This window comes from Pseudomonas sp. AC247 (assembly GCF_979258015.1).
Genome location: NZ_OZ409829.1, coordinates 4,501,222 through 4,528,203, shown reverse-complemented (window position 1 = coordinate 4,528,203; position 26,982 = coordinate 4,501,222). Strand labels below are relative to the sequence as shown.

The following is a 26,982-nucleotide window of genomic DNA, read 5'->3' as shown; positions in this document are numbered from 1 at the left end:
TCATGAATAACACGAGAGAGGTGAGCATCAAAATGGCGGTGGAAATACCAATGAACGCACCTCCTGCAGTGCCAGGGTTGCCATATCCTAGCTCTGCTCCTATAGAACCAAAGACCCCTAGAACCCACGGTGCCCAGATGAACGAATAGCAAACAAGCTTAAGTACGAAAAAAGAATGGGCGACTTTGCTGGAGTTTTGAAATTTCCAGCGTTTATTGCTGCAATAGGTTTCTTCGTCGTGATCGCTTTTTTTATCCCTGACCAAGAGTCTGATAGTTTCAAGTTGAGAACTGACTTCTACCTCCGGCTCTAAATTAGCGTAATTGCCAAACGCCAAGTGAGTGTTAAACATCCCGGTCCGGTTTGCATCTTCCGTGCTGCGAGGTGGTGGCAAAGGTTTTTTGCTGTTGCTTCGATATGCTCCATTCGCATAGATTTTATCTAGTTCAGTAATCATACTTTAGACTCGATTGTTTCAATCTGCCAATAAGCGGGTGCATCCTCGGGAGGAATACTTCCAGCACCTGGCTGATGATTTTCGGCACGCTGAGGTTCTGGAAGATGCGCTGGTTGATGCGGTGCGCGAGGTACGCCAGTTGCGGGCACAGGGTCAGCGAATAACGCGTCAGGCGTTTGCCCGAGTCGCCCTGCGCGGCGCGGTAGATCTGGCCGTGGATGCCGCTGCCGTCGGGCGACAGTTGCAGGAAGGCCGGTTTGTGCAGGAGGGTTTCGAGAACCACGATGTTTGCTCATTGGCCAACTCAGGTTTAAAACGAAAACCTAGTTGCTGGCTCTTTGGTCGTGCAAAAAATTAATTTTTGTCGCGGCCCTCTTCAAAACTTGTAGACGGTCGAGTAAGTTTTTTTGCGAGTACTAAGAATTTGTCAATGTCAGCTTTAGGTAGGTGTACCGGTATATATAGGTAGTTGTCTTCAAGGCGCATTTTTGGATTGTGACGGCGCTGGACAGCGACTAAATTTCGCTTTCTATCAGTAATTACGAGATTTGGTCGATCCCAAGTGAATCTTAAACTTTTTGTCGGGTTTTTCCAGTTTAAAAGATGTATGGCACTCACTATAGAGATTCCAGCGGGACCGGCTAGTAGCCATGCTGCTGATGGGTTGAAAATAATAAATACTAAAACTGCGAAGAGGAATATTCCAGATAGCCATTTGAAGAAGGTCCCCGCAAGCTTCGGGAAGTGGGTTTTGTATTTGACATCGATTTCTTTGTCGGTAACTACGTAGTGGTATATATATTTTTGCCGTATCACTAATGTCCAGAAATATAAAGTCATGCAGAGGCATACAGTTCCGAAGTGCGCGCTTAGAAATATTGAGCGTTTTTGTAATGGGAGCTCAAGATAAAATATTTCATATATTCCATCTAAGAGAGCAGTTAGTCCGATTAAGGTAAGTACAATCATGCCCATGTCCATGATTGAAGTATTGTGAGGTAGAGCTTTGATTGTCCAAGACATTTGGACATTGCCCGCAATTGGTGCCTGTTCGATGGCGTTTTTGTCTGGTATTGAAGTAGTCATTTATTTTTCTTAAGCGGAGCTTGCACCAAGGCGCCACGCATTCGACCGCCTAGTATTTGATTTAGATGTGTGTGATTAACAAGTTCTTTTTATGTCCTTATTCCTGTCAGTGTATTGGCTGGCTGTTCAGATTTAAAGATATTGAAATTAGTGTTGGCTTGGTGTTTTAGCGCTCACCATTTCCAGTCTTCCTCAGAAAAAATTGCATCATCTGGAAGTATTGTGTGAAGGGTTTTTAGATACTCATCGAACAATTTGTCTGGCAGTCGGGCTTCAAATCCAACTATTAAGTTGGTTTGGTGGATTACTATTATATTTTTTTTTTCGATCAACTGTTACAAATTTATATTTATCCCAGTTGCTACTCGTTTCGGTATGTGTTTCATTTTTCCAGCCTAAAAAGAATTTTGCAGAAATTATGGCCATGCCGGCTGGCCCCGCAAGTATTAGAAGCATTGAGGGGTCGTATATGCATGCGCCGATAATCGCTATCAAAAAAAACGCTGAAACTGATTTAAATATATAATTCGCTATTCTTGGAAAGTGTAGTTGTGACTCTTGAGTTCCGAAAGTTCGATTGATTTTATAGTGGTATATTTTTTTTTGGCGAACGACAAGCTTCCATAAGTAAATTGTCATAATCGTCCAAGCGAACCCTGCGTGGAGACTCAGAAATGTCGATTGATCTTTTTCAGATAAGTTCAAGATATAGACTTCGTGCATCCCGTTTGCTATGGCCGTTAATCCGAGTATCAGCATTGCCGCCATGCCGATATCCATAAACCTGGAGGCGTGTTGTCGCGTTTTTATCGACCACTCCATAACAGGAAGAAGTTTATTTGTATTTTTAATATTAGCGAGGGTTGGAGTGTCATTATTTTGGCTCATTATCTTTTGCTCCATTTAATCGAGAATAGGAAGAACTGCTGCATTTTCACGTCCTCCTAATTCTTGTACTACGAGAGTGCTGTCATCCAAAGAACTAATTTCAGTATCATTTTGGTCATTGATTCCGTCGCCTACGAGTTCCAGTTGATAGCGGTATCCTCTGTCTCCTTCTCCGGAACTTAAAATTTCAGAAGGGTACCATATTTGGAACTCGATGTTTTGTGCATCTGCTGTCAAAGGTACCCAGGTCTGCCATACCAATGACTCTCCCTTCCCGGATACGGGCGGTATAAAAATAAAGCGGTAAATTTATTTTCTATAAAGCCAGCTCAAGTTCACTGTTGATGTGCCTTCGTTGAAGGCCCAACATAAAACATTGTTAGGTAGGGGGCATATTAAATTAATCCGATAACAGGACATCATAGAAGCTTCACAAGCGAGTCGACAGATTTAAGATCTGTGCTCTAGGCAAGAGATCATTAGATATATCCCCTTGATAATAGGGTCGGCCTCCGCCGACTCATCGGGGCGCCGAATCAGGCAGTGCTCATCGGGACATTTACTTTGGCTTTGATGATAGGTACATCTGGAGATAAGTATGGCTTTATGAAGTTGGCTACGTTCTCTTTTTGTTTTGGCTTGCAAAAAATGTTGATGCTGTAACTTATGGTTTTTCCAAGGCGCTGGTTGAAATGAGTAAATTTCAAGTCGACTACTTCGCGGTTAGTTGCAATAGCTAGTTGGGTGAAATCTTTCCATTCATATGTGAGGTGATGGTATTGGGTATGCATTTCCCGGTAATTCTTCGAACTGGTCATAGAGAGGTACATTAATCCCATCCCTCCAGGCCCAATTAATGCTCCTATCAAAAAGGCAGGGTCTATCGTCGCGAGAATGATGAATATGATCGCTGTGATCCCAGTGAACCATTTTAAGAAAGTTAACGTCCATTTGGGAATATCCTTCCATTCGCAGCACTCCAACCCGGATTGAGTGAAGCGAAACGAAAAGTTCATTTTTTGATGCGTCATGGATACTAGTGCGGTAGCAACTGTTATGAAAAATAATGAAGTTAGAATCCCACTGAAGATGGGGTCTTCGTCCATGCTCTTATAGATCAGGAACGACCCTATCGATATTGCGGTTAAGCAGGACCAAAACATTATGTCGGCAACAAAAGTGTTGTAATTCCTGGCGCGAATAGTCCACCCTAATAATTCAGTTTCACTCCCAAACTTCCATTCGTGCTGCGGAGGCAGTTCAGGGGTAGGGATGAGCTTTAATTTTGAGTAATTCATTTTGTCTTCCAGTTTGGTACTGCTAGAGTCAGTGTTTTAGTGCTTTTTTGACTCAGTACGATATCCTCTTTTATTTCGCCGCTAGATATGTCGTTGACACTCTCAGCGTTTCGGCTGGTTGACTCCATAGCTATTTTGAACATGTACCCGCGACTATTTTCACTCTTTTGGAAGGAGCCAGGAGGGTATTTTATTTCTATTTCGAAGGCGGGATCGTCATTCGATGTTTCAATCCATACTTGCCATAATCGGTGCTGGTCTGTTTTTTTGTATACGAAATCAGGTGGATTAGTTTTTGGTCCAACGTAACTAGGGAGCTCTCCTGTGAGCTTTGGGTCTATCCAATTGCCGAGAAGGAACTGGTCGTAAAACCCTGCCTGCGTGGCTTCCAGCTTATTTTTCGAAAAATAATTATTTTGTATCATTGCCGGCTGTAAAGCGACATTAATTCCGTCTAATGAAGCAGGAAACTGTATTTGGGCCCAGAAACCAAATGACTTTCTTGGTGTACTTCCTCCTCCGTAATATAATGCTCTCCCCACAACGCTTGGTCGTTGCAGAGTTTCAAGGAGTGTTTGCATTTGTTTGGAGTGACCGTCACTTCCTAACCATTCAGGCAGGGCACCGCGCCCCCAGTTGCAACGGTATAACCACAATCGCAATCCTTCACGCTTATAGCGGTTTGCTGCCATAGTTATCATGAGGTAAGCAACTCCGAGAACCGCTAGAATTATGGTGACCGGATTAGACATTACCCATGCAAACCCAAACCAAAAGCCAAGGGCGGCTCCAACAGTTTGAATGCCTGCAATGGCAAACATTCCCAATACAATTATTCTTTTTGTTTTTAGCAGGTTTTTTTCTGTGTCACTTGTTGCGCCTTCAATGTCTTTGGATAATTGCCAAGCCTCAAGCCCTGTCGCAATTACTCCAAATACAGCCCATGTCAGGGTCCGCAGAATCAGGCCTTTTGAATATGTTGCCATCTTGTTAGCAGCAGTCACGTCTGTACTTCCACTACCGTTCGTCTTGATTGCGGTTTTGGCTTCATCTATCCATTGTGCATAACTGGCTTGTGCTAGTTTCAGCGTTTTTTCACCCACTTCCAGGGACATCGCTCCAGCGCGACTCCAAGCAGGGCCGACCCACAACGCAGCAATAGCATTGGCGGCGTATGCAGCGCTTGATCCTAAATTTCGTAATTCATCTTTCGTAAAGTTACCGTCGTTTTGCGCTTGTTTCGCCGTGTTGTAAACGTTCCACACATTCAAACCAACCAGCAAGGCAGGCAAAGCATTGCCCAGGTTCTGTCCCACCCATGTTTTTGTGCGTGTCACATATTCAATGGTGCCTGCGCTTCTCAGTTGTGCAGCCAACTCTGACTGCCCAAGGTCGGCGAGCCAACTGTTGATTTTAGGAAGGCCCGCATCCAGGCGAGTGCTGCCAGACGCTTTCGCAACGATTTGATGGGGTTGCGTCGAGAACAGGACTTTGAGCTCTTGTTCAAACGCTTGCAGAGATATACGCGCCGAGCGCTGATCGTAAGCAGCCCCCGGGCGCTCCAATACCCCTCTGGCACCGTCCATCTTCTTGTTCAGGGTGCTCAGCTTCATCTGCCAAGCTTGGTATTCACGCTGGTAGTTCGGATTGAAGGAGAGTTGAGTTGCGCTGGAAATTTCGGTGGAAATCAGCACTTGCGGCACGGCGATTATCAGTGCGATTTCCTGTTTCATCGCTGGTAACAGCACTGTGCTCAAGCCATGCCATGCATCTTTGGCCTGGTTGTTGGCGACCTTGATCAACGTCGTCAAGGATTGCTTGGCGGCGTTGCTCATGGCCTTGTAGAGTTTGCTGTTTTTGACAACATCCAGATCCAGCACGGCTTTGATTTCTGCCACTCGGGTGGCGATGTTTGTGGCATCGCTGGACGAAGTTGGTGTCAATGTCGCAGCGCTGCCATCTCCTTCGCGACCTTGGTCATCAAGATTGCCGGTGGTCGTGAAGTTGTGCGTCACCTGCTTGATCAGGGTGGCGAGTTCCGGGTTGAAGTTGAACAGTGCCATGCCGAACAGCTTGCTCGGTTGCTTGGCTTGCTTGCACAACCATTCCTGGCCTTTTTCACCATTGCCCAACAGCGTGTAAAGGGCATGGGCCGTTTCTATAAGCAGGCACGCCTGAGCCTCATCGGTGGTGTCATGGAAGACCGCTTCGGCGCTCGGGCTGAGCAGGTCTAGCCATTTAATCAGGTCCTGCTCGCTACGCTGGCAATGGTCTTGAAGTCGTTGTGCTTCGGTAGTGGTCTTGCTCAGGTATTTCTGTACCTCGTCAAAGCGCACGTCTTCACGCCAGTAACGCTTGGCGTTCCATTCCTCAAGGGCGGCCTGCCATTTTTCCCGATCGGGCAGGTGTCCCCATTTAGCTTTAAATTTGGCTTGGGCCTTTGCAGTCGAAGGGGCTGAGCCCATCTCTACCATCGCTGCTTGATCACCAGTAACAAGGTCCTTGCCGCGCTCCATTTCATCATTAGTGCCCAGAAGGCTGTAAAGATCATCGGCGTAGTCTTGGCGCTTGATCGGATCTTTGATCGAGTCCGGCGTAAATGAGTTGGTGTCGAAACCACACAGGTTTTGCACAGCGATCGCGCTTTGCAGTTTGTATTGATTCAGATTTTCAAACCGACCCTGCTCCATAAGCCTGCCGGCAAGGTTCATGCTCAGGTCGTCGACCATCGCCAGCGGGTCCTCCAGTGCGATAAACAGGGCAGTGTCCTGTTCCGGGACTTTACCGCGCACCAAGGCTTCTTCGAAGGCTGGCTTGAAGGGGCCACCTTTTTCTGGTGCTTGGGTGGGCAAGAGGGTGCTTTTGAACGTGGGGGATGTTTCACCGGCGGCGAGGATGTCCGAAACGCTTTTACCCAATTCGGTAATCGGGCCGCCGTGACCCACTTTTCCACTGGCGCAGAAACCCGCCAAGTCAACCTTGCGCATCCATTGGGTCTGTTCCGTTGCACTGCTGCGCATCAGTTCGCACATGCGCCAGGTCCATTGGACGGGCGAGTAGGCGATACGCAATTGATTGCGACGGGGATAGAGCAGATAGGGGTGCGTTTCACCAGGGTTATTGCGCACATCCTGATTCAACTGGCCGTCAGCCCATTTGTGACGGGTGAATTGTTCGCCTTTGACTTGGTACTCGTGGAAGGTCTTGTCGACGCTGTCCCACACATACAGCCAGCCGTCGCGCAGTTGGCGAAGGGTGTAGCTGCGGGTCTTGAGTTCGGCCGGTTTACCTGACCAGTTCTTGGGCAGTGGATTCGGACCCTGAGCGCTGCCTTTTTGTGGGGATTCATCCAGCGCGTAGCGCACGGGAAAAATGGCCACTTCGCCAGCCATCAATGAGCACTGGCCAGATCCCATGGGCGCATTGGTAAATGCCTGGTTTCGGTTGGCCTGTTTCAGTTGAGCTTCGGTCGCGGGCTGAGTCATCACACTTCCTTGTTTATTTCGATGTCCAGGCAATCGTTATCCATTTGCTGGATACGGATTTCCGGTGCGAGTCTGTAGGCGTCTGGCGTACGGGCCAACCAATCCTGATAAGGCCCTTTGGGGCTTTCGCTGAATCCTGCGCCCCACCGGAGGCTGTATTCGACCCAGATGGCGAGACTGCGTTCGCTCGACAGCCCCCAAGCCTGAGCTTCGTCCAGGCGTTGAGAAAACCACTCGGTACGAATGCTTTTGTCCAGGGTTGATAGAGGCCGAGAATGGTATTGCTCAAAGTTATCGTGCAGTCGCTCGATAAACTGCCAGCGTGCAGCCTGAGCAAGTGCGTCCAATTGTGCCTGACCCAAAAGGGCGTAGTTATCCTTCCACTGCGGTGTCGAGGAGTTACGCTGAAAATTTACCCATTGAACGGGGGCGGCTGACTCCCAGGAATGCAGCTCTTCGGGCATCGACCACGATTCAATCGGGCCAAGTATCGCATCCAGATGTTCGCCCTGATAACTGCCGAGCCAATGACGTGTGACCAGCGGGTCGGCAAAGCGGAGCATACCATTGCCCCCCAGCACGTCGGATGGGGCGATGAACCGTCTCAAGTGATCGGCGACGATGCTGATGGGCGCGCGGCTGGAGAGGAGGCTCGCGTCTATCTGCTGGTCAGGATTTTGGTACGTCTGCGTCAGTAGGTTTGTGGAACCCAAAGACCTGACCAGTATCGGCCCCAAATCCTTCAACTCTGCCCATCGTGTTCCCAAGTACAACGGTTCGATCTCTAACGGTTCGCCGAGCTGATACAGACTTGGGATCGCATCAGGACGCAGGACCCCGTCGATCAGCAAAAAGTTGGCGTTCGACGGGTAGCTCATTTGGCGGCGTCCTTCGCGGCTTGCGCGGCAGCTTTCTCGCAAATTTCACAGCGTGGTGTACGGCGCATCAACGCTTGCCGCTGCGCCGGCACCAACAGCTGCCCGGCCTTATCCGCATCCGCCTGCTTCAACGGCCCCGGCAACAACGGCGCCGCCCCCGTGCCACTGCCCGGCCCACCACCAGAGTTGATGTTGATCACCGGCCCACTCAGGGTCACCCCACCCGCATCAATCTTGATAAAACTCCCACCACCAATCAGCGTCAGCTCCGCGCCAGCCTCCATCACCACTTTCATGCCGCTGCTCAGGTGGATTTCCTGCCCCGCATCCATGAACTGCCCAGTGCCAATCTTGACGTGCTGATTCACCCCAACCGTCAGGTGATCATTGGCCTGCGCTTCAACCTTGCGGTCTTCATAAACCGTGTGATGTTCTTCGGCCTTGAATTCCGTGTAGCTGTTCTTCTCAACCGTATCGTGACGCTCATTGCCGACCCGAATCTTCTGGTCGTGCTCGATGTTTTCATCCCAATCCCGCTGGGCGTGCAGATAAATCTGCTCCTGACCTTTCTTGTCCTCAATACGCAGTTCGTTGTAACCGCCACCGCCCATCGAGCTCAGGGTCTTGAACGTGCTGCGGGTCTTGTTCGCCGGCAGTGCATACGGGACGGTGTTTTCCTTGTGGTACAGGCAGCCGCTGATCAGCGGTTGGTCGGGGTCGCCTTCAAGGAAGGTGACCAGCACTTCCATGCCGATGCGCGGGATGGCGATGCCGCCGTATTGGGCGCCGGCCCAGGCGCTGGAGACGCGCAGCCAGCAGCTGGTTTTGTCGTCGGCCTGGCCTTCGCGGTCCCAGTGGAACTGGACTTTGACGCGGCCGTATTCGTCGCAGTGGATTTCTTCGCCTTTGGGGCCGGTGACCACGGCGCTCTGGCTGCCGAGGATGCGCGATTTGGCGTGGCGCAGGGGCGGGCGGTTGGGTACGTCCCACGGCGTGGCCTGGAAGCGGTTGCGGTAGCCCTGGTGGAAATCGTCTTTGAGTGCGGTGGTGTCGCTGGTCACCGATTCTTCGAGCACTTGCGGCTGTTTGCCTTCGTGGTGGACTTCGGTGAGCAGCCAGAGGTCGTTCCACTTGGCTTTCGGGTGCGCGGTGAGCGCGAGGAAATGGCCGCTGACCAGCAACGGTTGATCGCTTTTGCCTTCGGCCAGCTGGAAGTCGCTGCGGTGGCGTTCGAGGGCGCGTTTGGCCAGGTGTTTGCCGCGCGCGCGGTCGACGAAGCGGCCGGGGTAGTCGTAATCCTCAAGGTCGGGCAGGGCGTCGCCACGGTGTTCGCTTTCGAGGGTGAGGCGCGGTTTTTCGAAGTCGTAATCGCGGCGCGTGGTGCGGCTGGTGCGGGTTTCCAGGCGCAGGTCGAAGCGCTTGATCACCGGGTCGCTGGCGACCATGCCGGAATCTTGCTGGTAGGCCACGGGCTGAAGTTTCGGGAACACCGTCTGGTCATCGCCGAAGATCAGTTTGTGCGCCGTGGCGCTGTGCTGGAAGTGGTAGTGAATGCCTTCTTCTTCGCACAGGCGCTGGATGAAGTGCAGATCCGATTCGTCGTATTGCACGCAGTAGATGCGCTCGGGGTAGACCGCGCCGGTCTGAAAGGCGTAGGCATTGCCCTGGATGCCGTGTTCTTCCAGCACCTGGCTGATGATTTTCGGCACGCTGAGGTTCTGGAAGATGCGCTGGTTGATGCGGTGCGCGAGGTACGCCAGTTGCGGGCGCAGGGTCAGCGAATAACGCGTCAGGCGTTTGCCCGAGTCGCCTTGCGCGGCGCGGTAGATCTGGCCGTGGATGCCGCTGCCGTCGGGCGACAGTTGCAGGAAGGCCGGTTTGTGCAGGAGGGTTTCGAGGTCCAGCGACGGTTTTTCACTGACCAGTTCCACCTCGAACACGAAGGGCTGGCTGATGGCTTCCCGGCCTTGCAGGGTAAACACCTGAAAGTCGGCGGGGAGACCTTCGATGGTCAGGGCAAAGTGGGTTTCATTGGCCGGCGCGAACATCCGTTGTTCCTCGTGCTGTACAGCGGCGCTCGTCGACGGCCGCGAAAGCGGGTCAACGTACGCGAAATTCTGGAGGGGCGTAAACAACATCGACCAGCAGAGCTGGCCGATGTGTGAAGCGATCAGCCGTAATTAAACGACTGGAGCACGCCAGTCATCGGAACCCGAAGTACCGGATACTTCGTGGGTCCAGGTGATTTTGCGGTAGGTGAACTGCACTTCTTCCAGGTGGGTGAAGTGCGAGTTGCCTGGATCCTGGCAGTTGTGCATTTTGTTGTTGATGGCGACGATGATCGCGTCTTCCAGTTTGGTGGTGTAGTAGTGCTCTTGAGTACCTTGAGCCGAAGTACGGAACCACTGGATAACGATTTCGCTCATGCGCTCGCCCGAAGTCAGAGCAGCTTGCAGCAGAGGCGAAGCCTTGTCGTAGACCTTTGTGATCACAACTGGCTTGTGAACGCGTTGGCCGGTTGGCTGACCGGATTGTGGGTCACGCGGGATGATCACGTCGTGGCTGAAAGCCTGAACCATCACTTGGTCTTCGTGGCCTTCCTGGTAGGTGTTGCCTACGGAGTCAGCGGTGAATGCGCCTGCAGTGATCAGGCCTTGTTTTTCGCCGGTAACCGACATGTACGCTGGTGTTGCCATGGGGTGCTCTCCTTGCGGAATAATTTAAGGTGCCCGGGAGGCGAAATCGCCCGGTGGGTGCCTGACTGTTATCAAGGACCATGCCAGCTTTTGCCAAGTCCCCGGCAGCCGGGGGTTAGAGCGCTCTAGCCTGCGGCTTTGCAGTTTTTTGGCAGGTGAATCAGGGCAAAAGTGCGCAAGAAGTTGCGCAGTACTGCGCAACTTCTTGCGCACTCGTCTGTAGACCACGTGGGACGTGGGCTGTAGAGGAATTGATGGGTGAAAAACGAAAACAAGTGCGCAACTTCTTGCGCACAATGGCTCGTGGCCACCATTGCGAAGAAACCGTCCGTTCAGAAATGACCGATCCAGCGCCCCTTTCTACCATTCCGTCACTGGCCAGTTGACCCTCGCTTGCTGGAAAGTCCCAAGCCAGAGCCCGTGCCGGTTTAGCCGCGGCGGGTGTGAGGGTTAAAAAGCGTCTTATAAATGAAACACCGCCCTCGGCTATACTCCCCGCATTTCGACCTAGGCACGAGGAATCACTGTGAAGAACTGGACGTTGCGCCAACGCATTTTGGCGAGCTTTGCGGTGATTATCGCCATCATGTTGCTGATGGTGGTGCTGTCGTACTCGCGACTGTTGAAGATCGAAGCCAGTGAAAACAGTGTCCGCGACGATGCGATCCCCGGTGTCTATTACAGCTCGATGATTCGTGGTGCCTGGGTCGACAGCTATCTGCAGACTCAGGAATTGCTCGGCCTCAAGGAAGGTCAGGGCATCAGCAGCGAAGACGCTGCCGAGTACAAATCCTTTGAGAACCGTCTGCAGGAGCAGATGGAGAATTACCGCAAGACCATGGCGACCGACGAGGACCGTAGCGAATTCGCCGCCTTCGTGAAGTACCACGATAACTACATGCAGATTCAGGACGCGGTGCTCGATTTGCACAAGCGCAATCTGGAAGCTGATGCGGTGAAGCTGTTCCACGAGAAGCTCACGCCGGCGTGGTACAGCGGTCGTACGAAACTCAACGACATCATCGGCGAAAACAAGAAAGTCGCCGATCAGGCCATGGCCAATATCGACGATGCCGTGGCCGCGGCCAAAGTCAGCATGTTCGTTTCCCTGCTGGTTGCGGTCTTGGCTGCCGGTCTCTGCGGTTTGCTGTTGATGCGCGCAATCATGGCGCCGATGAACCGCATCGTGAAGATCCTCGAAACCATGCGCACCGGCGACCTCAGCTCGCGCCTGAATCTCGACCGCAAGGACGAATTCGGCGCCGTCGAAACCGGCTTCAACGACATGATGACCGAGCTGACCTCGCTGGTGTCCCAGGCCCAGCGCTCGTCGGTGCAAGTGACCACGTCGGTCACCGAAATCGCTGCCACCTCCAAGCAACAACAAGCCACCGCTACCGAAACTGCTGCGACCACCACTGAGATCGGCGCGACCTCCCGCGAGATTGCTGCCACCTCGCGCGATCTGGTGCGCACCATGACCGAAGTATCGACCGCCGCCGATCAGGCTTCGGTACTCGCCGGTTCCGGCCAGCAAGGCCTGGCGCGCATGGAAGACACCATGCACTCGGTGATGGGTGCCGCCGATCTGGTCAACGCCAAACTGGCCATTCTCAATGAGAAGGCCGGCAACATTAATCAGGTGGTGGTGACCATCGTCAAAGTCGCCGACCAGACCAACCTGCTCTCGCTCAACGCCGCGATCGAAGCGGAGAAGGCCGGTGAGTACGGTCGCGGTTTTGCCGTGGTCGCCACCGAAGTGCGACGTCTGGCGGATCAGACCGCTGTCGCCACCTATGACATCGAACAAATGGTTCGCGAGATTCAGTCGGCGGTATCGGCCGGTGTGATGGGCATGGACAAATTCTCCGAAGAAGTGCGCCGCGGCATGTCCGAAGTGCAGCAGGTCGGCGAGCAGCTGTCGCAGATCATCCATCAAGTGCAGGCGCTGGCGCCGCGGGTGTTGATGGTCAATGAAGGCATGCAGGCCCAGGCCACCGGCGCCGAGCAGATCAACCATGCGCTGGTGCAGTTGGGCGATGCCAGCAGCCAGACCGTCGAGTCGCTGCGTCAGGCCAGTTTCGCCATCGACGAACTGAGCCAGGTGGCCGTCGGGCTGCGCAGCGGCGTTTCGCGATTCAAAGTCTGATGAGCGACATCATCGGCAAACGCGGTGCCGCGCCCGTGGCGAAGCCGGCGCTGTTCCTGCTGTTTCGCATCGGCAGCGAGCGTTACGCCTTGCGCGCCACTGAAGTGGCGGAAGTGCTGCCGCGCCTGCCGTTGAAAGCGATTGCCCGCGCGCCTCAATGGGTCGCCGGAGTGTTCGCCTATCGCGGCGCGGTGGTGCCAGTGATCGACCTCAGCGCGCTGACGTTCGGCCAATCGGCCGAGGCGCGCACCAGCACGCGGCTGGTGCTGGTGAACTACCGCCCGGACGCCACGCAAGCGGCGCAATGGCTCGGGCTGATCCTCGAACAGGCCACCGATACCCTGCGCTGCCATCCGCAGGAATTTCAGCCTTACGGTCTCGATAACCGTGAGGCGCCGTACCTCGGCCCGGTGCGCGAAGATGCGCAAGGGCTGGTGCAATGGGTGCGGGTCAATGACTTGCTCGATGAGTCCGTGCGTACGCTGTTGTTCCCCACTCCACCGCTGGACCCGGCGCAGCTTGAGGCGCAGCCATGAGCAGTGATCAGCGCTTTTTCGACTTCCTCAAGGAACGCATCGGCCTTGATGTGACCTCGGTTGGCCCGGCGATCATCGAGCGCGCGGTGCGGCAGCGCACGACGCTCTCGCAGGCCGCGCATGCCGATGAGTATTGGCAACTGCTGCAAGGCTCGCGCGATGAACAGCAAGCGCTGATCGAAGCAGTGATCGTCCCGGAAACCTGGTTTTTCCGTTACCCGGAATCGTTCGCCACCCTGGGCAAACTGGCGCGAAATCGCCTCAACGAGCTGAACAACATGCGCGCCTTGCGCATTCTCAGCCTGCCGTGTTCCACCGGCGAAGAACCCTATTCGATTGCCATGGCGTTGCTCGATGCCGGGCTCAAGCCGCATCAGTTCAAGGTCGATGGCATGGACGTCAGCCCGCTGTCGGTGGAAAAGGCGCGGCGGGCGCTGTACGGCAAGAACTCGTTTCGCGGCCAGGATCTGGACTATCGCGAACGGCATTTCAGCGCCGAGCAGGATGGCCATCGGGTCAATGAAAATGTCCGTGAGCAGGTGCGTCTGCAAGTCGGCAATGTGCTTGATCCGGCGCTGCTGGCCAGCGAGCCGGCGTTCGATTTTGTGTTCTGCCGCAACCTGTTGATCTATTTCGATCAGCCCACGCAGAAGCAAGTGTTCGAAGTGCTCAAACGCCTGACGCATGTCGACGGCGTGCTGTTTATCGGCCCGGCCGAGGGCAGTCTGCTCGGGCGTCTGGGCATGCGTTCGATCGGCATCCCGCAGTCTTTTGCGTTCAGTCGTCATAGCGATCCGCATCCCGAGCCGCTGCCGACGCCAAAACCTGTCACGTTGCCGATCAGCCCAGCGCCACGCAGCCCGTCGCCGCCTCCGGTGCGCAATCGGCCGTTCAGCGCAGTAACGCCACTGCCGATCACCCGCAACAGCGCGAACCCGGACGCGGCAGCATTGCTGGCGAACATTGCCGCGCTGGCCAACGAAGGCAAAAGCGCCGAAGCACGCGCCGCGTGTGAACAGTATTTGCGCAGCCATGAGCCGGTGGCTCAGGTGTTTTACTGGCTCGGCCTGCTCAGCGATGTCGCCGGGCTGACCCTCGAAGCCCAGGGTTTCTACCGCAAGGCGCTGTACCTTGAACCGCAACACCCCGAAGCGTTGATGCACCTGGCCGCGTTGCTGCAGGCCCAGGGCGACAGCGCCGGTGCCAGACGATTGCAGGAGCGCGCTGCCCGCAGCGGCCGCACCGCCGACAGTGAGCGTAAACGATGATCGCGTCCGACACCTTGAACGTCACCCACGAAGACGCCCGGGCCATCGACGATTGCTGGAACCGTATCGGCATCCACGGTGACAAGTCCTGCCCGCTGCTCGAAGAACATATTCATTGCCGCAATTGCTCGGTGTATTCCGCCGCCGCCACGCGTCTGCTCGACCGTTACTCGTTGCAGCAGGATGAGCGCGATCCGGTGGCCAGCGCCGTCGAAACGGATGTGAAAACCCGTTCGCTGCTGATGTTTCGCCTCGGCGAAGAATGGCTGGGGCTGGCCACGCGCAGTCTGGTCGAGGTCGCGCCGCTGCAGGCCATTCATTCCCTGCCGCATCAGCGCTCGCGGGCCTTGCTCGGCGTTGCCAATGTCCGCGGCGCGCTGGTGGCGTGTCTGTCGCTGGTTGAATTGCTTGATCTGGACGGCAGCGCTGCACCGGCCAGCAGTGTGCGAATCATGCCGCGCATGTTGATCATCGCCGCCCATGGCGGGCCGGTGGTGGTGCCGGTGGATGAAGTTGACGGCATACATGCCATCGACGAGCGCATCCTTGATGCCGCCTCGCAATCCGGTGAGCAAGCCAGTGCCAAATTCACCCGTGGCGTTTTGCAGTTTCGCGGTCGCAGCCTGCGTTGGCTGGATGAAGAACAGTTGTTGTCCGCCGTGACCCGGAGCCTTACATGACCCCCGAGCAAATGCGCGACGCCTCGTTGCTGGAACTGTTCAGCCTCGAAGCCGAAGCGCAGACCCAAGTGCTCAGCGCCGGGCTGCTGGCGCTGGAGCGCAATCCGACCCAGGCCGATCAACTCGAATCGTGCATGCGTGCGGCGCACTCGCTCAAGGGCGCGGCGCGGATCGTCGGTATCGACAGCGGCGTCAGCGTCGCGCATGTGATGGAAGATTGCCTGGTCAGTGCGCAGGAAGGGCGGTTGTTGCTGCGCCCGGAACACATCGACGCGTTGTTGCAGGGCACCGATTTGCTGATGCGCATCGCCACCCCTGGCAGTGCGCCGCAGCCGAGCGATATCGAAACGTACGTCGCGTTGATGGGGCGCCTGCTCGATCCATCAGCGCCGCCCGTGCCCGTGGCGGCACCGGTCATGGCCGAGTTGCAGCTTGAAGCGCCGCCCGCGTCTTCTATAGACGTGCCGGTCGAACCTTCCGAGCAGCCACCGTCACGCAAAGGCAAACGTACTACCGAAGGCGGCGAACGCGTTCTTCGCGTTACCGCTGAGCGCCTCAACAGCCTGCTCGATCTGTCGAGTAAATCGCTGGTGGAAACCCAGCGCCTCAAGCCGCATCTGGCGACCATGCAGCGCCTCAAGCGCATGCAGAACAACGGCCTGCGCGCACTGGAAAACCTCAACGTGCACCTCAAGGAACACGCGCTGAGCCTTGAAGCGCTGGAGGCGCTGGAAGATGCGCGGCGCTTGCTCGCCGAGTCGCAACAACTGCTGAGCGAGAAAAACGCCGAGCTCGACGAGTTCGCCTGGCAGGCCAGCCAGCGCGCGCAGGTGCTTTACGACACCGCATTGGCCTGTCGCATGCGGCCGTTCGCCGATGTGCTCAGCGGCCAAGTGCGCATGGTCCGTGACCTCGGTCGCAGCCTCGGCAAACAGGTGCGCCTGGAGATCGAAGGCGAGAAGACTCAAGTCGATCGTGACGTGCTGGAGAAGCTCGAAGCGCCACTGACCCATTTGCTGCGCAATGCGGTCGATCACGGCATCGAAACCCCGGAGCAGCGTCTGCTCAAGGGTAAGTCGGAAGAAGGCCTGATCCGCCTGCGCGCTTCGCATCAGGCCGGTTTGCTGGTGCTGGAGCTCAGCGATGACGGCAACGGCGTTGATCTGGAAAAGGTCCGCCGCAGCATCGTCGAGCGGCAGTTGTCGCCAGCGGAAACGGCGGCGCAGTTAAGCGAAGAAGAATTGCTGACGTTCCTGTTCCTGCCCGGTTTCAGCCTGCGCGATACGGTCACTGAAGTGTCCGGTCGCGGCGTCGGGCTCGATGCTGTGCAACACATGGTTCGGCAACTGCGCGGCGCCGTGGAGCTGGAGCAGACGGCGGGCGAGGGCAGTCGTTTCCATCTCGAAGTGCCGCTGACTTTGTCAGTGGTGCGCAGTCTGGTGGTGGAAGTCGGTGAAGAAGCCTATGCCTTCCCGCTGGCGCACATAGAACGCATGTGCGATCTGGCCCCTGAAGACATTGTCCAGGTCGAAGGTCGTCAGCATTTCTGGCACGAAGGTCAGCATGTCGGCCTGGTCGCGGCCAGCCAGTTGCTCAACCGCCCGGCGAGTCAGAACAGTGGCGAAACCCTCAAGGTCGTGGTGATCCGCGAGCGTGATGCCGTCTACGGCGTGGCAGTCGAGCGCTTCATCGGTGAGCGCACGCTGGTGGTCTTGCCACTCGACGAACGTCTGGGCAAAGTGCAGGACATCTCCGCCGGGGCCTTGCTCGACGACGGTTCGGTGGTATTGATTGTCGACGTCGAAGACATGCTGCGGTCGGTGGACAAATTGCTCAATACCGGTCGCCTCGAGCGCATCGCCCGTCACGGCAATCAAGCCGCCGAGGCCGCGCGCAAGCGGGTGCTGGTGGTCGACGACTCGCTGACCGTGCGCGAGTTGCAACGCAAGCTGCTGCTCAACCGTGGCTACGACGTCGCGGTGGCGGTGGACGGCATGGACGGTTGGAACGCATTGCGTTCGGAGGACTTCGATTTGCTGATCACCGACATCGACATGCCGCGCATGGACGGCATCGAGCTGGTCACCTTGTTGCGCCGCGACAACCGTCTGCAATCGCTGCCGGTGATGGTCGTCTCGTACAAGGATCGTGAAGAGGATCGCCGCCGTGGCCTGGACGCCGGGGCGGACTATTATTTAGCCAAAGCCAGTTTTCATGACGACGCCCTGCTCGATGCAGTGGTCGAGCTCATCGGAGGAGCGCGGGCATGAAGATCGCAATCGTCAACGACATGCCAATGGCGGTGGAGGCCCTGCGTCGTGCATTGGCCTTCGAGCCGGCGCATCAGGTGGTCTGGGTCGCCCGCAATGGCGCCGAGGCGGTGCAACTGTGCGCCGAAAACACCCCGGACCTGATCCTGATGGATCTGATCATGCCGGTGATGGATGGCGTCGAAGCCACGCGGCGGATCATGGCCGAAACCCCGTGCGCCATCGTCATCGTAACCGTCGACCGCCAGCAGAACGTCCATCGCGTGTTCGAAGCCATGGGCCACGGCGCGCTGGATGTGGTCGACACCCCGGCCCTCGGTGCCGGCGACGCACGGGAAGCCGCCGCGCCGTTGCTGCGCAAGATCCTCAATATTGGCTGGCTGATCGGCGACAAGGCACCGCGCTCGCGCCCGGCACCGACACCGCAGCGCAGCTCGGGCTCGCGCCAGCGACTGGTGGCGATCGGTTCATCGGCGGGCGGCCCGGCAGCGCTGGAAGTGTTGCTCAAAGGCCTGCCCCGGGACTTCTCGGCGGCGATTGTGCTGGTGCAGCACGTCGATCAGGTCTTTGCCGCCGGCATGGCCGAATGGCTGGCCAGTGCCAGCGGACTGGATGTACGTCTGGCCCGCGAAGGCGAGCCGCCGCAAGCCGGCGCGGTGCTGCTGGCCGGCACCAACCATCATATTCGTCTACTCAAGAACGGCACGCTGGCCTACACCGCCGAGCCGGTCAACGAGATCTACCGGCCCTCCATCGACGTGTTTTTCGAAAGTGTCGCCAGTTACTGGAACGGTGATGCGGTCGGGGTTTTATTGACCGGGATGGGACGCGACGGCGCGCAAGGGCTTAAGCTCATGCGCCAACAGGGTTACCTGACCATCGCGCAGGATCAGCAGAGCAGTGCGGTGTATGGCATGCCCAAGGCCGCCGCTGCGATCGATGCCGCCGTAGAAATTCGCCCCTTGGAAAAGATAGCGCCACGATTGCTGGAGATTTTCCCCAAATGAACCGACTTATCCGCAATCCTGGCCCGCGCAGTACTCAGGTGACCGCCCATGAATGACTTACAGATCGACGACATTAAAACCGACGAAAACGCCGCCATGGTGTTGTTGGTGGACGATCAGGCGATGATCGGCGAAGCCGTGCGCCGTGGGCTGTCTAACGAAGAGAACATCGACTTCCACTTCTGCTCCGACCCGCATCAGGCCATTGCGCAAGCGGTGCGGATCAAGCCGACGGTAATCCTCCAGGATCTGGTGATGCCCGGCCTCGACGGCCTGAGCCTGGTGCGCGAATACCGCAATCACCCGGCGACCAAGGACATCCCGATCATCGTCCTGTCGACCAAGGAAGACCCGCTGATAAAGAGTGCGGCATTCTCCGCAGGGGCCAACGATTATCTGGTGAAACTGCCGGACACCATCGAACTGGTGGCGCGCATCCGTTATCACTCGCGCTCGTACATGACGTTGTTGCAGCGGGATGCGGCGTACCGCGCGCTGCGGGTCAGTCAGCAGCAGTTGCTCGACACCAATCTGGTGCTGCAACGACTGATGAACTCCGATGGCCTCACCGGGTTGTCCAACCGCCGCCACTTCGATGAGTACCTGGAGCTGGAGTGGCGCCGTTCGCTGCGCGATCAGAGCCAGTTGTCGCTGCTGATGATCGATGTCGATTACTTCAAGTCCTATAACGACAGTTTTGGCCACGTTGAAGGCGATGAAGCGTTGCGCAAGGTCGCCACGGCGATCCGTGATGCCAGTGCGCGGCCGTCGGACTTGCCGGCGCGTTACGGCGGCGAAGAATTTGCCCTGGTGCTGCCGAACACCTCGCCGGGTGGTGCGCGGTTGGTCGCGGAGAAGCTGCGCCAGACCGTGGCCTCGCTGAAAATCCCGCACAACACCCCGGCGGATGGCGCGAGCCTGACCATCAGCATCGGCCTGGCAACCATGGTGCCGCAGTCGGGCAGCGATTGCCGCCTGCTGATCTCGGCCGCAGATCGTGGCCTCTACCTGGCCAAAAACAATGGCCGTAACCAGGTCGGCATCGAATAACCACCGCAATCCTCTGTAGGAGCTGCCGCAGGCTGCGATCTTTTGATCTGTTTTTAAAATCAAAGTCAAAAGATCGCAGCCTTCGGCAGCTCCTACAGGTGAAGTGTGTCAAGTGAATCACCCCCACAGCCGCCAGACGGGCTGCCGTCACAGCCTGTTTACGGTATACTCGCCGGCTTTCAAAAGTTCGCCAACGAGTGCTGCCCGTCATGGAAATCAACCCGATCCTGAACACCATCAAGGACCTGTCCGAGCGCTCCGAAACTATTCGGGGGTATCTTTGACTACGATCAAAAGCATGAGCGTCTGACTGAAGTCAATCGCGAGCTTGAAGATCCGAGTGTCTGGAACAAACCTGAATACGCCCAGGAGCTGGGCCGCGAGCGTTCGGCGCTGGCGCAGATCGTCGATACCCTCGACGAATTGAACGCCGGCCTGGCCGATTGCCGCGATCTGCTGGACATGGCCGTCGAAGAAAACGACGAAGGCGCAGTGGGCGATGTCGTCGCCGAGCTGGCCCGTCTCGAGGAAAATCTGGCCAAGCTGGAATTCCGCCGCATGTTCAGCCATGAAATGGACCCGAACAACGCCTACCTGGACATCCAGGCCGGTTCCGGCGGCACCGAAGCCCAGGACTGGGCCAACATCCTGCTGCGCATGTACCTGCGCTGGGCGGATAAACGCGGTTTCGACGCGACCATCATGGAACTGTCGGCCGGTGAAGTCGCCGGTATCAAAGGTGCGACCGTGCACATCAAGGGCGAATACGCCTTTGGCTGGCTGCGTACCGAGATCGGCGTACACCGTCTGGTGCGCAAGAGCCCGTTCGACTCCGGCAACCGTCGCCACACCTCGTTCTCCGCGGTTTTCGTCTCGCCAGAGATCGATGACAAGGTGGAAATCGAAATCAACCCGGCAGACTTGCGGATCGACACCTATCGTTCCTCGGGTGCCGGTGGTCAGCACGTAAACACCACCGACTCGGCCGTACGTATCACTCACGTACCGACCAACACCGTGGTCAGCTGCCAGAACGAACGTTCCCAGCACGCCAACAAGGACACCGCCATGAAAATGCTGCGGGCCAAGTTGTACGAGCAGGAAATGCAGAAACGCAACGCCGCGTCGCAAGCGCTGGAAGACACCAAGTCCGATATCGGCTGGGGTCACCAGATTCGCTCGTACGTGCTCGATGCGTCGCGGATCAAGGATCTGCGCACCAACATCGAACGCAGCGACTGCGACAAGGTACTCGACGGCGACATCGACGAATACCTGTATGCCAGCCTGAAATCAGGGCTGTAAAAGACGCAATACAGGGCGACTGATTCACCTCGATCCCTGTAGGAGCCAGCCTGCTGGCGATCCCCGGGCCGCAAGGCCCGGAGGCAATGAACCTGATGGAATATCTAAAGACATGAGCGACCAACAACTCGACCCGCAAGCCCTGCAACAGGAAGAAAACTCCCTGATCGCCCTGCGCAAGGAAAAGCTGGCTGCCGAGCGCGCCAAGGGCAACGCCTTCCCGAACGACTTCCGCCGCGAAAACTACTGCGAAGATCTGCAGAAGAAATACGCGGACAAGACCAAGGAAGAGCTGGCAGAGGCTGCAATCCCGGTCAAGGTTGCCGGTCGCATCATGCTCAACCGTGGCTCGTTCATGGTGATTCAGGACATGACCGGTCGCATCCAGGTCTACGTCAACCGTAAAACCCTGTCGGAAGACACCCTGGCCGCGGTGAAAACCTGGGACATGGGCGACATCATTGCCGCCGAAGGCACCCTGGCGCGTTCCGGCAAGGGCGACCTGTACGTTGAAATGACCCACGTACGTCTGCTGACCAAATCGCTGCGTCCGCTGCCGGACAAGCACCACGGCCTGACCGACACCGAACAGCGCTACCGTCAGCGCTACGTTGACCTGATCGTCAACGACGAAGTGCGCCAGACCTTCCGCGTGCGTTCGCAAGTGATCGCGCACATCCGCAGCTTCCTGATGAAGCGCGACTTCCTCGAAGTCGAAACGCCGATGCTGCAGACCATTCCTGGCGGCGCCGCAGCCAAGCCGTTTGAAACCCACCACAATGCGCTGGACATGGAAATGTTCCTGCGTATCGCCCCGGAGCTTTATCTGAAGCGTCTGGTGGTTGGTGGTTTTGAAAAGGTTTTCGAGATCAACCGCAACTTCCGTAACGAAGGCGTTTCGACTCGTCACAACCCTGAGTTCACCATGTTGGAGTTCTATCAGGCGTACGCCGATTACGAAGACAACATGGACCTGACCGAAGAACTGTTCCGTGAACTGGCGCAGCTGGTTCTGGGCAGCACCGACGTGCCGTACGGCGACAAGGTGTTCCACTTCGGCGAGCCGTTCGTACGCCTGTCGGTGTTCGACTCGATCCTCAAGTACAACCCTGAGTTGACCGCTGATGATCTGAACGACATCGACAAGGCCCGCGCCATCGCCAAGAAGGCCGGTGCCAAGGTGCTGGGCTTCGAAGGTCTGGGCAAGCTGCAGGTGATGATTTTCGAAGAGCTGGTCGAGCACAAGCTGGAACAGCCGCACTTCATCACTCAATACCCGTTCGAAGTGTCGCCGCTGGCGCGTCGCAACGATGACAACCCGAACGTCACCGACCGTTTCGAGCTGTTCATCGGTGGCCGTGAAATCGCCAACGCCTACTCCGAGTTGAACGACGCGGAAGACCAGGCCGAGCGCTTCATGGCGCAGGTGGCCGACAAGGACGCCGGCGACGACGAAGCCATGCACTACGACGCCGACTTCGTTCGCGCGCTGGAGTACGGCATGCCGCCAACGGCCGGTGAAGGCATCGGCATCGACCGTCTGGTGATGTTGCTGACCAACTCGCCGTCGATCCGTGATGTGATCCTGTTCCCGCACATGCGACCGCAAGCGTAAACGTTTCAGTTAAAAAGCCGCCTAAAACAGGCGGCTTTTTATTGCCTGTCTGGTACAAATGTATCAATTGGTTAATTTCGCAATAGCAGAGGAAGTTCTGTCGTGATGGGTGCAATAGCTCAAGAGGGTGCAGCGGGTATCGCCACTGCGGTCGCTGAAAGTGTTCAGTACCAGGGTCGCAAGGCCAGCCGACAGGGCAGTGAGCAGCGTCGACAGGACATTCTCGACGCCGCAATGCGCATTGTCGTGCGCGACGGCGTACGTGCGGTGCGCCATAGGGCAGTGGCCGCCGAGGCCGGTGTGCCGCTGTCTGCGACGACTTACTACTTCAAGGACATCGATGACCTGCTCACCGATACCTTCGCCCAATACGTTGAGCGCAGCGCTGAGTACATGGCCAAGTTGTGGGTCAACAACGAAGGCTTGCTGCGTGAGATGGTGGTCAGCGGCGACGGCAGCCCGGAGTCGCGCTCGCAACTGGCTGACGATATTGCGCGGCTGATGGCCGATTACGTGCACCGGCAATTGATTAACCGCCGCGAGCATTTGATGGCCGAGCAGGCCTTCCGTCAGGAAGCGCTGCTCAACCCGCGCCTGGCAATTCTGGTGCGTTCGCATCAGCAGATTCTGTTGCAGGGCACCTGCCAGTTGTTCCAGGTGCTGGGCTCGCGTGAACCGCAACAGGATGCCAAGGTGTTGACGGCGATTATCGGACGGATGGAATATCAGGGCCTGCTCAACGACGCCGAGCCTTTGGCCGAAGAGGACATGCTCGGCATTCTGACGCGCTACATGCACCTGGTGCTCGCATCGGTCTGACCACAAGATCGTTCCCACGCTCTGCGTGGGAATGCCGCCGGGGACGCTCCGCGTCCCTTCGTCGACATGACGCAGAGCGTCAGTGGATACATTCCCACGCAGAGCGTGGGAACGATCGATCACCATGAGGGCGGCCAATGTTCATAGGGAGTATTGAATGAAAGCCTGGCGTGGCGTGCTGATCGCCTTGTCGTTCCTGCTGCTCAGTGGCTGTCTGGTGACGTTCAAGGAACCGCTGGCCGCCAGTGAACCGGCCCCCAAAGGCTTGCTCGGCAAATGGTCGAGCACCAATGCCTGGGGTGAGCCGATGAACCTTGAGCTGACGCGCCTGAGCAATGATCGCTATCAGGCCGTCACGTATTTCAAAGCCAAACCCCGCGAGCGCGAAGCCTATCCGTTCACCGTCTCGCGCCACGGCAGCCGCTGGTACCTGTCGGCGAAAGTCCCGGCGCAGTACGGCGGCCACTTCACCATCGCCGGTTTCGAACTCACCGATAAACACGAATTGGTGGTCTACAACCTCGATCTCGAACAGATCAATCAGGCGATCAAACAAAAAGCCCTCGACGGTCAGCCATTCCAGACCGACGATGGCGACGGTGTGCAAGTCGACAGCAACCTCGACAAGGTCTTTGCTTACCTCGACGATCCGGCCAATTCCGATGTTTTCGTCGAAGCCGTGCGCTACCAGCGCCAGGCCCGCGCCCAATAATTCATTACGTCAGGTTTTCTACAGGAGTTTCGGGTGGACGATTACCAGCAGACGATACGCATGTTGTCCGACCGCATTGTGCTGGCGCAGACGCCGATCCGTGTCCTCGACGCGGTCAAGTGGGACGAGAACATCCGCAAGGGTTTTCTCAAGGCCAAAGGCAAGGAAATGCCGGCGATCGACCGCGACTACTACCTCAATCGACCACTGAGTTTCGATTCGAGCAAGGTCAAACTGGAATTCCAGAACATCGAGCGCGACATCACCCGCCAGCTCGGCCAGTTCAACCCGGTCGGACAGATCATGCGGCGCATGTGCAAGGAGTACCGCATGGTCGTGCGCATGCTCGAAGCGCGCGGCACCGAGGATTTCGGCCTGATCTCCCAAGAGCTGTATGGCGCCGCGTCCGATGCGTTCCACGCCGGCGACCCGACCCTGGCCGACCTTGGCCTGATGATGTCCGACTACCTCAACAACATCGACGGCCGTGGCGACTTGAAGGATGAGCCGAAAACCCTCACCGCCAAAGACGCCGTACACCTGCTGCAGACGCGTCTGAACAAGGTTTTTGGCGAGGCCGAGGAAACCATCCGCGTGTTCGAGTCCGACGGCATCGTTGCCGACGCGGCGGCGGGCGCCGACTACATCAAGATCCGCACCGACGCGATGTTCAATGATCGTGATGTGCGTGCGCTGGAAGTCCACGAAGGTCTGGTACATGTGGGCACCACGCTTAACGGCCTGAACCAGCCGATCTGCACCTTCCTGTCGAAAGGCCCGCCGTCGTCGACGGTGACCCAGGAAGGCCTGGCGATTCTGATGGAAATCATCACCTTCGCCTCTTATCCGAGCCGCCTGCGCAAACTGACTAACCGTACCCGCGCCATTCACATGGTCGAGGAGGGCGCCGATTTCTTGCAGATTTTCGAGTTCTTCCGCGAGCAGGGCTTTGAAATGGCGGAAAGCTACGGCAACGCCAGTCGAGTGTTCCGTGGCTCGACGCCGACGGGGCTGCCATTCACCAAAGACTTGTCCTATCTCAAGGGCTTTATCATGGTTTACAACTACATTCAGTTGGCCGTGCGTAAGGGCAAGCTTGAGCAGATCCCGCTGTTGTTCTGCGGTAAGACCACGCTGGAAGACATGCGTACCTTGCGCCAGTTGGTGGATGAAGGATTGGTGGTGGCACCGAAATATCTGCCGGATCAGTTCCGCGATTTGAATGCGTTGTCGGCGTGGATGTGCTTCTCCAACTTCCTCAATCACTTGAGCCTGGACCGGATCGAAGCCGACTACTCCAACATCCTCTAATCCAAACACAAATCCCCTGTAGGAGTGAGCCTGCTCGCGATAGCGGTGTGTCAATCAACACAAATAGCGACTGACACACCGTTATCGCGAGCAGGCTCACTCCTACAGGTTTGTTCTGTACTCCAACCGAATTTTTGCGAGGTTTCACCGGATGAGAATCCTCGGCATCTTTTGCCTGCTCTTGACCCTCGGCGGTTGCAGCTCTTTGTTGTTCTACCCAGAGCCCGGTCAGATATTCACCCCGGAAAAAGCCAAGCTCGAATTCCGCACCGTCACGCTGGTCACCGCCGATGGCCTGAAGCTCAACGCCTGGTGGCTGCCGGCCAAACCCGGTGTCGAGGTCAAGGGCACCGTCCTGCACCTGCACGGCAACGGCGGCAATCTCCCGATGCACCTCGGTGGCAGTTGGTGGTTGCCGAAAAACGGCTATCAAGTGTTGCTGGTGGACTACCGCGGTTATGGCTTGTCCGAGGGCGAACCGAGTTTGCCGGCGATCTATCAGGACATCGACGCCGCGTTCGCCTGGCTCGACAAGGCGCCGGAAGTCAAAGGCAAACCGCTGGTGCTGCTCGGCCAGAGCCTCGGCGGGTCGATGGCCGTGCATTGGCTGGTGCAGCATCCGGAGCGGCAGAAGCAGCTGAAAGCGCTGGTGCTCGACGGCGTACCCGCCAGCTATCGCAGCGTCGGCCAATATGCGCTGAGCACCGCGTGGCTGACTTGGCCATTCCAGGTGCCGCTGTCGTGGCTGGTGCCGGACGGCGACAGCGCAATCAACTCGATGCCGCAGCTCAACGGTGTGCCAAAGCTGATCTTCCACAGTCTCGACGATCCGCTGGTACCGCTTTCCAACGGCATCCGCCTGTATCAAGCTGCGCCGCCACCGCGCGTGCTGCAACTGACCCGCGGCGGCCACGTGCAGACCTTCGGCGACCCGGTGTGGCGCCAGGTGATGCTGCGCTACCTCGACGATCCCGAGCATTTCAACGGCCTGCGCCGTCTCGGCGAAATCCCCAATTACCCGACACCCCCGAATTCTGAAGATGAGAGTCCGCAATGACTGAAGAACGCAACGCCATCCCGCTGATCATCACCGGTATCTGCAGCATCCTCGGCACCGTCGGGGCGCTGTGGTACTACGGCTACCTGCACTTCGCCAAACCCGAGGATGCGCTGCTGCTCAACGAATTCACCATGCTCAAGACTGTGCCGGGCGAAGACTACAAAGTCTCGCTCGACCCGGCGCCGCAAGTGGCGCAGTGCATTGATGGGGTGTTGGTGTTGTTTGATACCGAGCAGAAGGGCCTGACCGGCGTACTGATCAATGCGCAGAAAAAAGCCGTGCGCTGCATGGGCGAAGAGACCCCGCAAAAACTCCAGCCTTAAAAGCAAAAGATCGCAGCCTTCGGCAGCTCCTACAGGAAACGCATTCCAATGTAGGAGCTGCCGAAGGCTGCGATCTTTTGATCTAAAAA

At 56.9% G+C, this 26,982-nt stretch carries 22 protein-coding genes and 1 pseudogene; 14 read left to right on the top strand and 9 right to left on the bottom strand.

The features are described 5' to 3' along the window. Window positions 1-515: 515 nt before the first annotated feature. The 9 genes and pseudogenes from ACZZ0B_RS20645 to ACZZ0B_RS20605 all read right to left on the bottom strand — a co-directional run. Window positions 516-734 (bottom strand): annotated as a pseudogene (locus ACZZ0B_RS20645) (contractile injection system protein, VgrG/Pvc8 family); the annotation flags it as partial. A gap of 77 nt (window positions 735-811) precedes the next feature. Then, window positions 812-1,543 carry a hypothetical protein gene (locus ACZZ0B_RS20640; RefSeq protein WP_463546126.1) on the bottom strand — a complete coding sequence of 244 codons (732 nt, stop codon included), beginning with the start codon at window positions 1,541-1,543 and terminating at the stop codon, window positions 812-814. A 273-nt stretch (window positions 1,544-1,816) separates the two neighbouring features. Next, on the bottom strand, window positions 1,817-2,431 hold the full coding sequence (locus ACZZ0B_RS20635) for a hypothetical protein (RefSeq protein ID WP_463546125.1): 615 nt from the start codon (window positions 2,429-2,431) through the stop codon (window positions 1,817-1,819). A 15-nt stretch (window positions 2,432-2,446) separates the two neighbouring features. Then, window positions 2,447-2,692, bottom strand: coding sequence for a hypothetical protein (locus ACZZ0B_RS20630; RefSeq protein WP_463546124.1), 246 nt, complete (start codon window positions 2,690-2,692; stop codon window positions 2,447-2,449). A gap of 275 nt (window positions 2,693-2,967) precedes the next feature. Continuing rightward, a complete protein-coding gene (locus ACZZ0B_RS20625) occupies window positions 2,968-3,729 on the bottom strand; it encodes a hypothetical protein (RefSeq protein ID WP_463546123.1) in 762 nt (253 codons plus the stop codon). Beyond that, on the bottom strand, window positions 3,726-7,214 hold the full coding sequence (locus tag ACZZ0B_RS20620) for a T6SS effector BTH_I2691 family protein (RefSeq protein ID WP_463546122.1): 3,489 nt from the start codon (window positions 7,212-7,214) through the stop codon (window positions 3,726-3,728). Before ACZZ0B_RS20620 ends, ACZZ0B_RS20625 begins: the two co-directional genes overlap by 4 nt. After that, window positions 7,214-8,092, bottom strand: a complete 879-nt coding sequence (locus ACZZ0B_RS20615; protein ID WP_463546121.1) for a DUF4123 domain-containing protein — start codon at window positions 8,090-8,092, stop codon at window positions 7,214-7,216. Before ACZZ0B_RS20615 ends, ACZZ0B_RS20620 begins: the two co-directional genes overlap by 1 nt. Then, on the bottom strand, window positions 8,089-10,140 hold the full coding sequence (locus tag ACZZ0B_RS20610) for a type VI secretion system Vgr family protein (protein ID WP_463546120.1): 2,052 nt from the start codon (window positions 10,138-10,140) through the stop codon (window positions 8,089-8,091). The genes ACZZ0B_RS20615 and ACZZ0B_RS20610 overlap by 4 nt, the downstream gene beginning before the upstream one ends. A gap of 132 nt (window positions 10,141-10,272) precedes the next feature. Further along, complete coding sequence (locus tag ACZZ0B_RS20605; protein ID WP_007919523.1) at window positions 10,273-10,788, bottom strand: Hcp family type VI secretion system effector; 516 nt, start codon at window positions 10,786-10,788, stop codon at window positions 10,273-10,275. Window positions 10,789-11,314: 526 nt separating this feature from the next. Between ACZZ0B_RS20605 and ACZZ0B_RS20600 the strand changes: the two genes are divergently transcribed. The 14 genes from ACZZ0B_RS20600 to ACZZ0B_RS20535 all read left to right on the top strand — a co-directional run bounded on the left by ACZZ0B_RS20600 (window position 11,315) and on the right by ACZZ0B_RS20535 (window position 26,893). Continuing rightward, a complete protein-coding gene (locus ACZZ0B_RS20600; RefSeq protein ID WP_008086589.1) occupies window positions 11,315-12,937 on the top strand; it encodes a methyl-accepting chemotaxis protein in 1,623 nt (540 codons plus the stop codon). Then, window positions 12,937-13,473 carry a chemotaxis protein CheW gene (locus tag ACZZ0B_RS20595; protein WP_463546119.1) on the top strand — a complete coding sequence of 179 codons (537 nt, stop codon included), beginning with the start codon at window positions 12,937-12,939 and terminating at the stop codon, window positions 13,471-13,473. Before ACZZ0B_RS20600 ends, ACZZ0B_RS20595 begins: the two co-directional genes overlap by 1 nt. Then, complete coding sequence (locus tag ACZZ0B_RS20590) at window positions 13,470-14,741, top strand: CheR family methyltransferase (RefSeq protein WP_008086592.1); 1,272 nt, start codon at window positions 13,470-13,472, stop codon at window positions 14,739-14,741. The genes ACZZ0B_RS20595 and ACZZ0B_RS20590 overlap by 4 nt, the downstream gene beginning before the upstream one ends. After that, window positions 14,738-15,421, top strand: a complete 684-nt coding sequence (locus tag ACZZ0B_RS20585) for a chemotaxis protein CheW (protein ID WP_463546118.1) — start codon at window positions 14,738-14,740, stop codon at window positions 15,419-15,421. Before ACZZ0B_RS20590 ends, ACZZ0B_RS20585 begins: the two co-directional genes overlap by 4 nt. Continuing rightward, entirely contained in the window at window positions 15,418-17,691 is a 2,274-nt protein-coding gene (locus ACZZ0B_RS20580) for a response regulator (RefSeq protein ID WP_463546117.1), read from the top strand. Before ACZZ0B_RS20585 ends, ACZZ0B_RS20580 begins: the two co-directional genes overlap by 4 nt. After that, a complete protein-coding gene (cheB, locus tag ACZZ0B_RS20575) occupies window positions 17,688-18,698 on the top strand; it encodes a chemotaxis response regulator protein-glutamate methylesterase (protein ID WP_008086599.1) in 1,011 nt (336 codons plus the stop codon). Before ACZZ0B_RS20580 ends, cheB begins: the two co-directional genes overlap by 4 nt. Window positions 18,699-18,746: 48 nt before the next feature. Beyond that, the gene (locus tag ACZZ0B_RS20570; protein ID WP_008086602.1) at window positions 18,747-19,748 is read left to right on the top strand and encodes a response regulator; all 1,002 of its coding nucleotides are present in this window, start codon (window positions 18,747-18,749) and stop codon (window positions 19,746-19,748) included. A 209-nt stretch (window positions 19,749-19,957) separates the two neighbouring features. Beyond that, window positions 19,958-21,053 (top strand): peptide chain release factor 2 gene (gene prfB, locus ACZZ0B_RS20565; protein WP_102358477.1). Its coding sequence is split into 2 segments (ribosomal slippage): window positions 19,958-20,029 and window positions 20,031-21,053, totalling 1,095 coding nucleotides; the frame shifts between segments, so codons are not numbered across the junction. A 112-nt stretch (window positions 21,054-21,165) separates the two neighbouring features. Continuing rightward, window positions 21,166-22,668 (top strand): lysine--tRNA ligase, encoded by a 1,503-nt coding sequence (lysS, locus tag ACZZ0B_RS20560; protein WP_008078360.1) that lies wholly within the window; start codon window positions 21,166-21,168, stop codon window positions 22,666-22,668. Window positions 22,669-22,773: 105 nt separating this feature from the next. Continuing rightward, a complete protein-coding gene (locus ACZZ0B_RS20555; protein WP_008078361.1) occupies window positions 22,774-23,487 on the top strand; it encodes a TetR/AcrR family transcriptional regulator in 714 nt (237 codons plus the stop codon). A gap of 157 nt (window positions 23,488-23,644) precedes the next feature. Beyond that, window positions 23,645-24,199, top strand: coding sequence for a hypothetical protein (locus tag ACZZ0B_RS20550; RefSeq protein ID WP_463546116.1), 555 nt, complete (start codon window positions 23,645-23,647; stop codon window positions 24,197-24,199). 60 nt (window positions 24,200-24,259) lie between these two features. Beyond that, window positions 24,260-25,510 (top strand): flavohemoglobin expression-modulating QEGLA motif protein, encoded by a 1,251-nt coding sequence (locus ACZZ0B_RS20545; RefSeq protein ID WP_177323295.1) that lies wholly within the window; start codon window positions 24,260-24,262, stop codon window positions 25,508-25,510. Between the two features lie 151 nt (window positions 25,511-25,661). After that, entirely contained in the window at window positions 25,662-26,567 is a 906-nt protein-coding gene (locus tag ACZZ0B_RS20540) for an alpha/beta hydrolase (RefSeq protein WP_008078365.1), read from the top strand. Beyond that, on the top strand, window positions 26,564-26,893 hold the full coding sequence (locus ACZZ0B_RS20535) for a hypothetical protein (protein ID WP_008078367.1): 330 nt from the start codon (window positions 26,564-26,566) through the stop codon (window positions 26,891-26,893). Before ACZZ0B_RS20540 ends, ACZZ0B_RS20535 begins: the two co-directional genes overlap by 4 nt. Window positions 26,894-26,982: the final 89 nt, after the last annotated feature.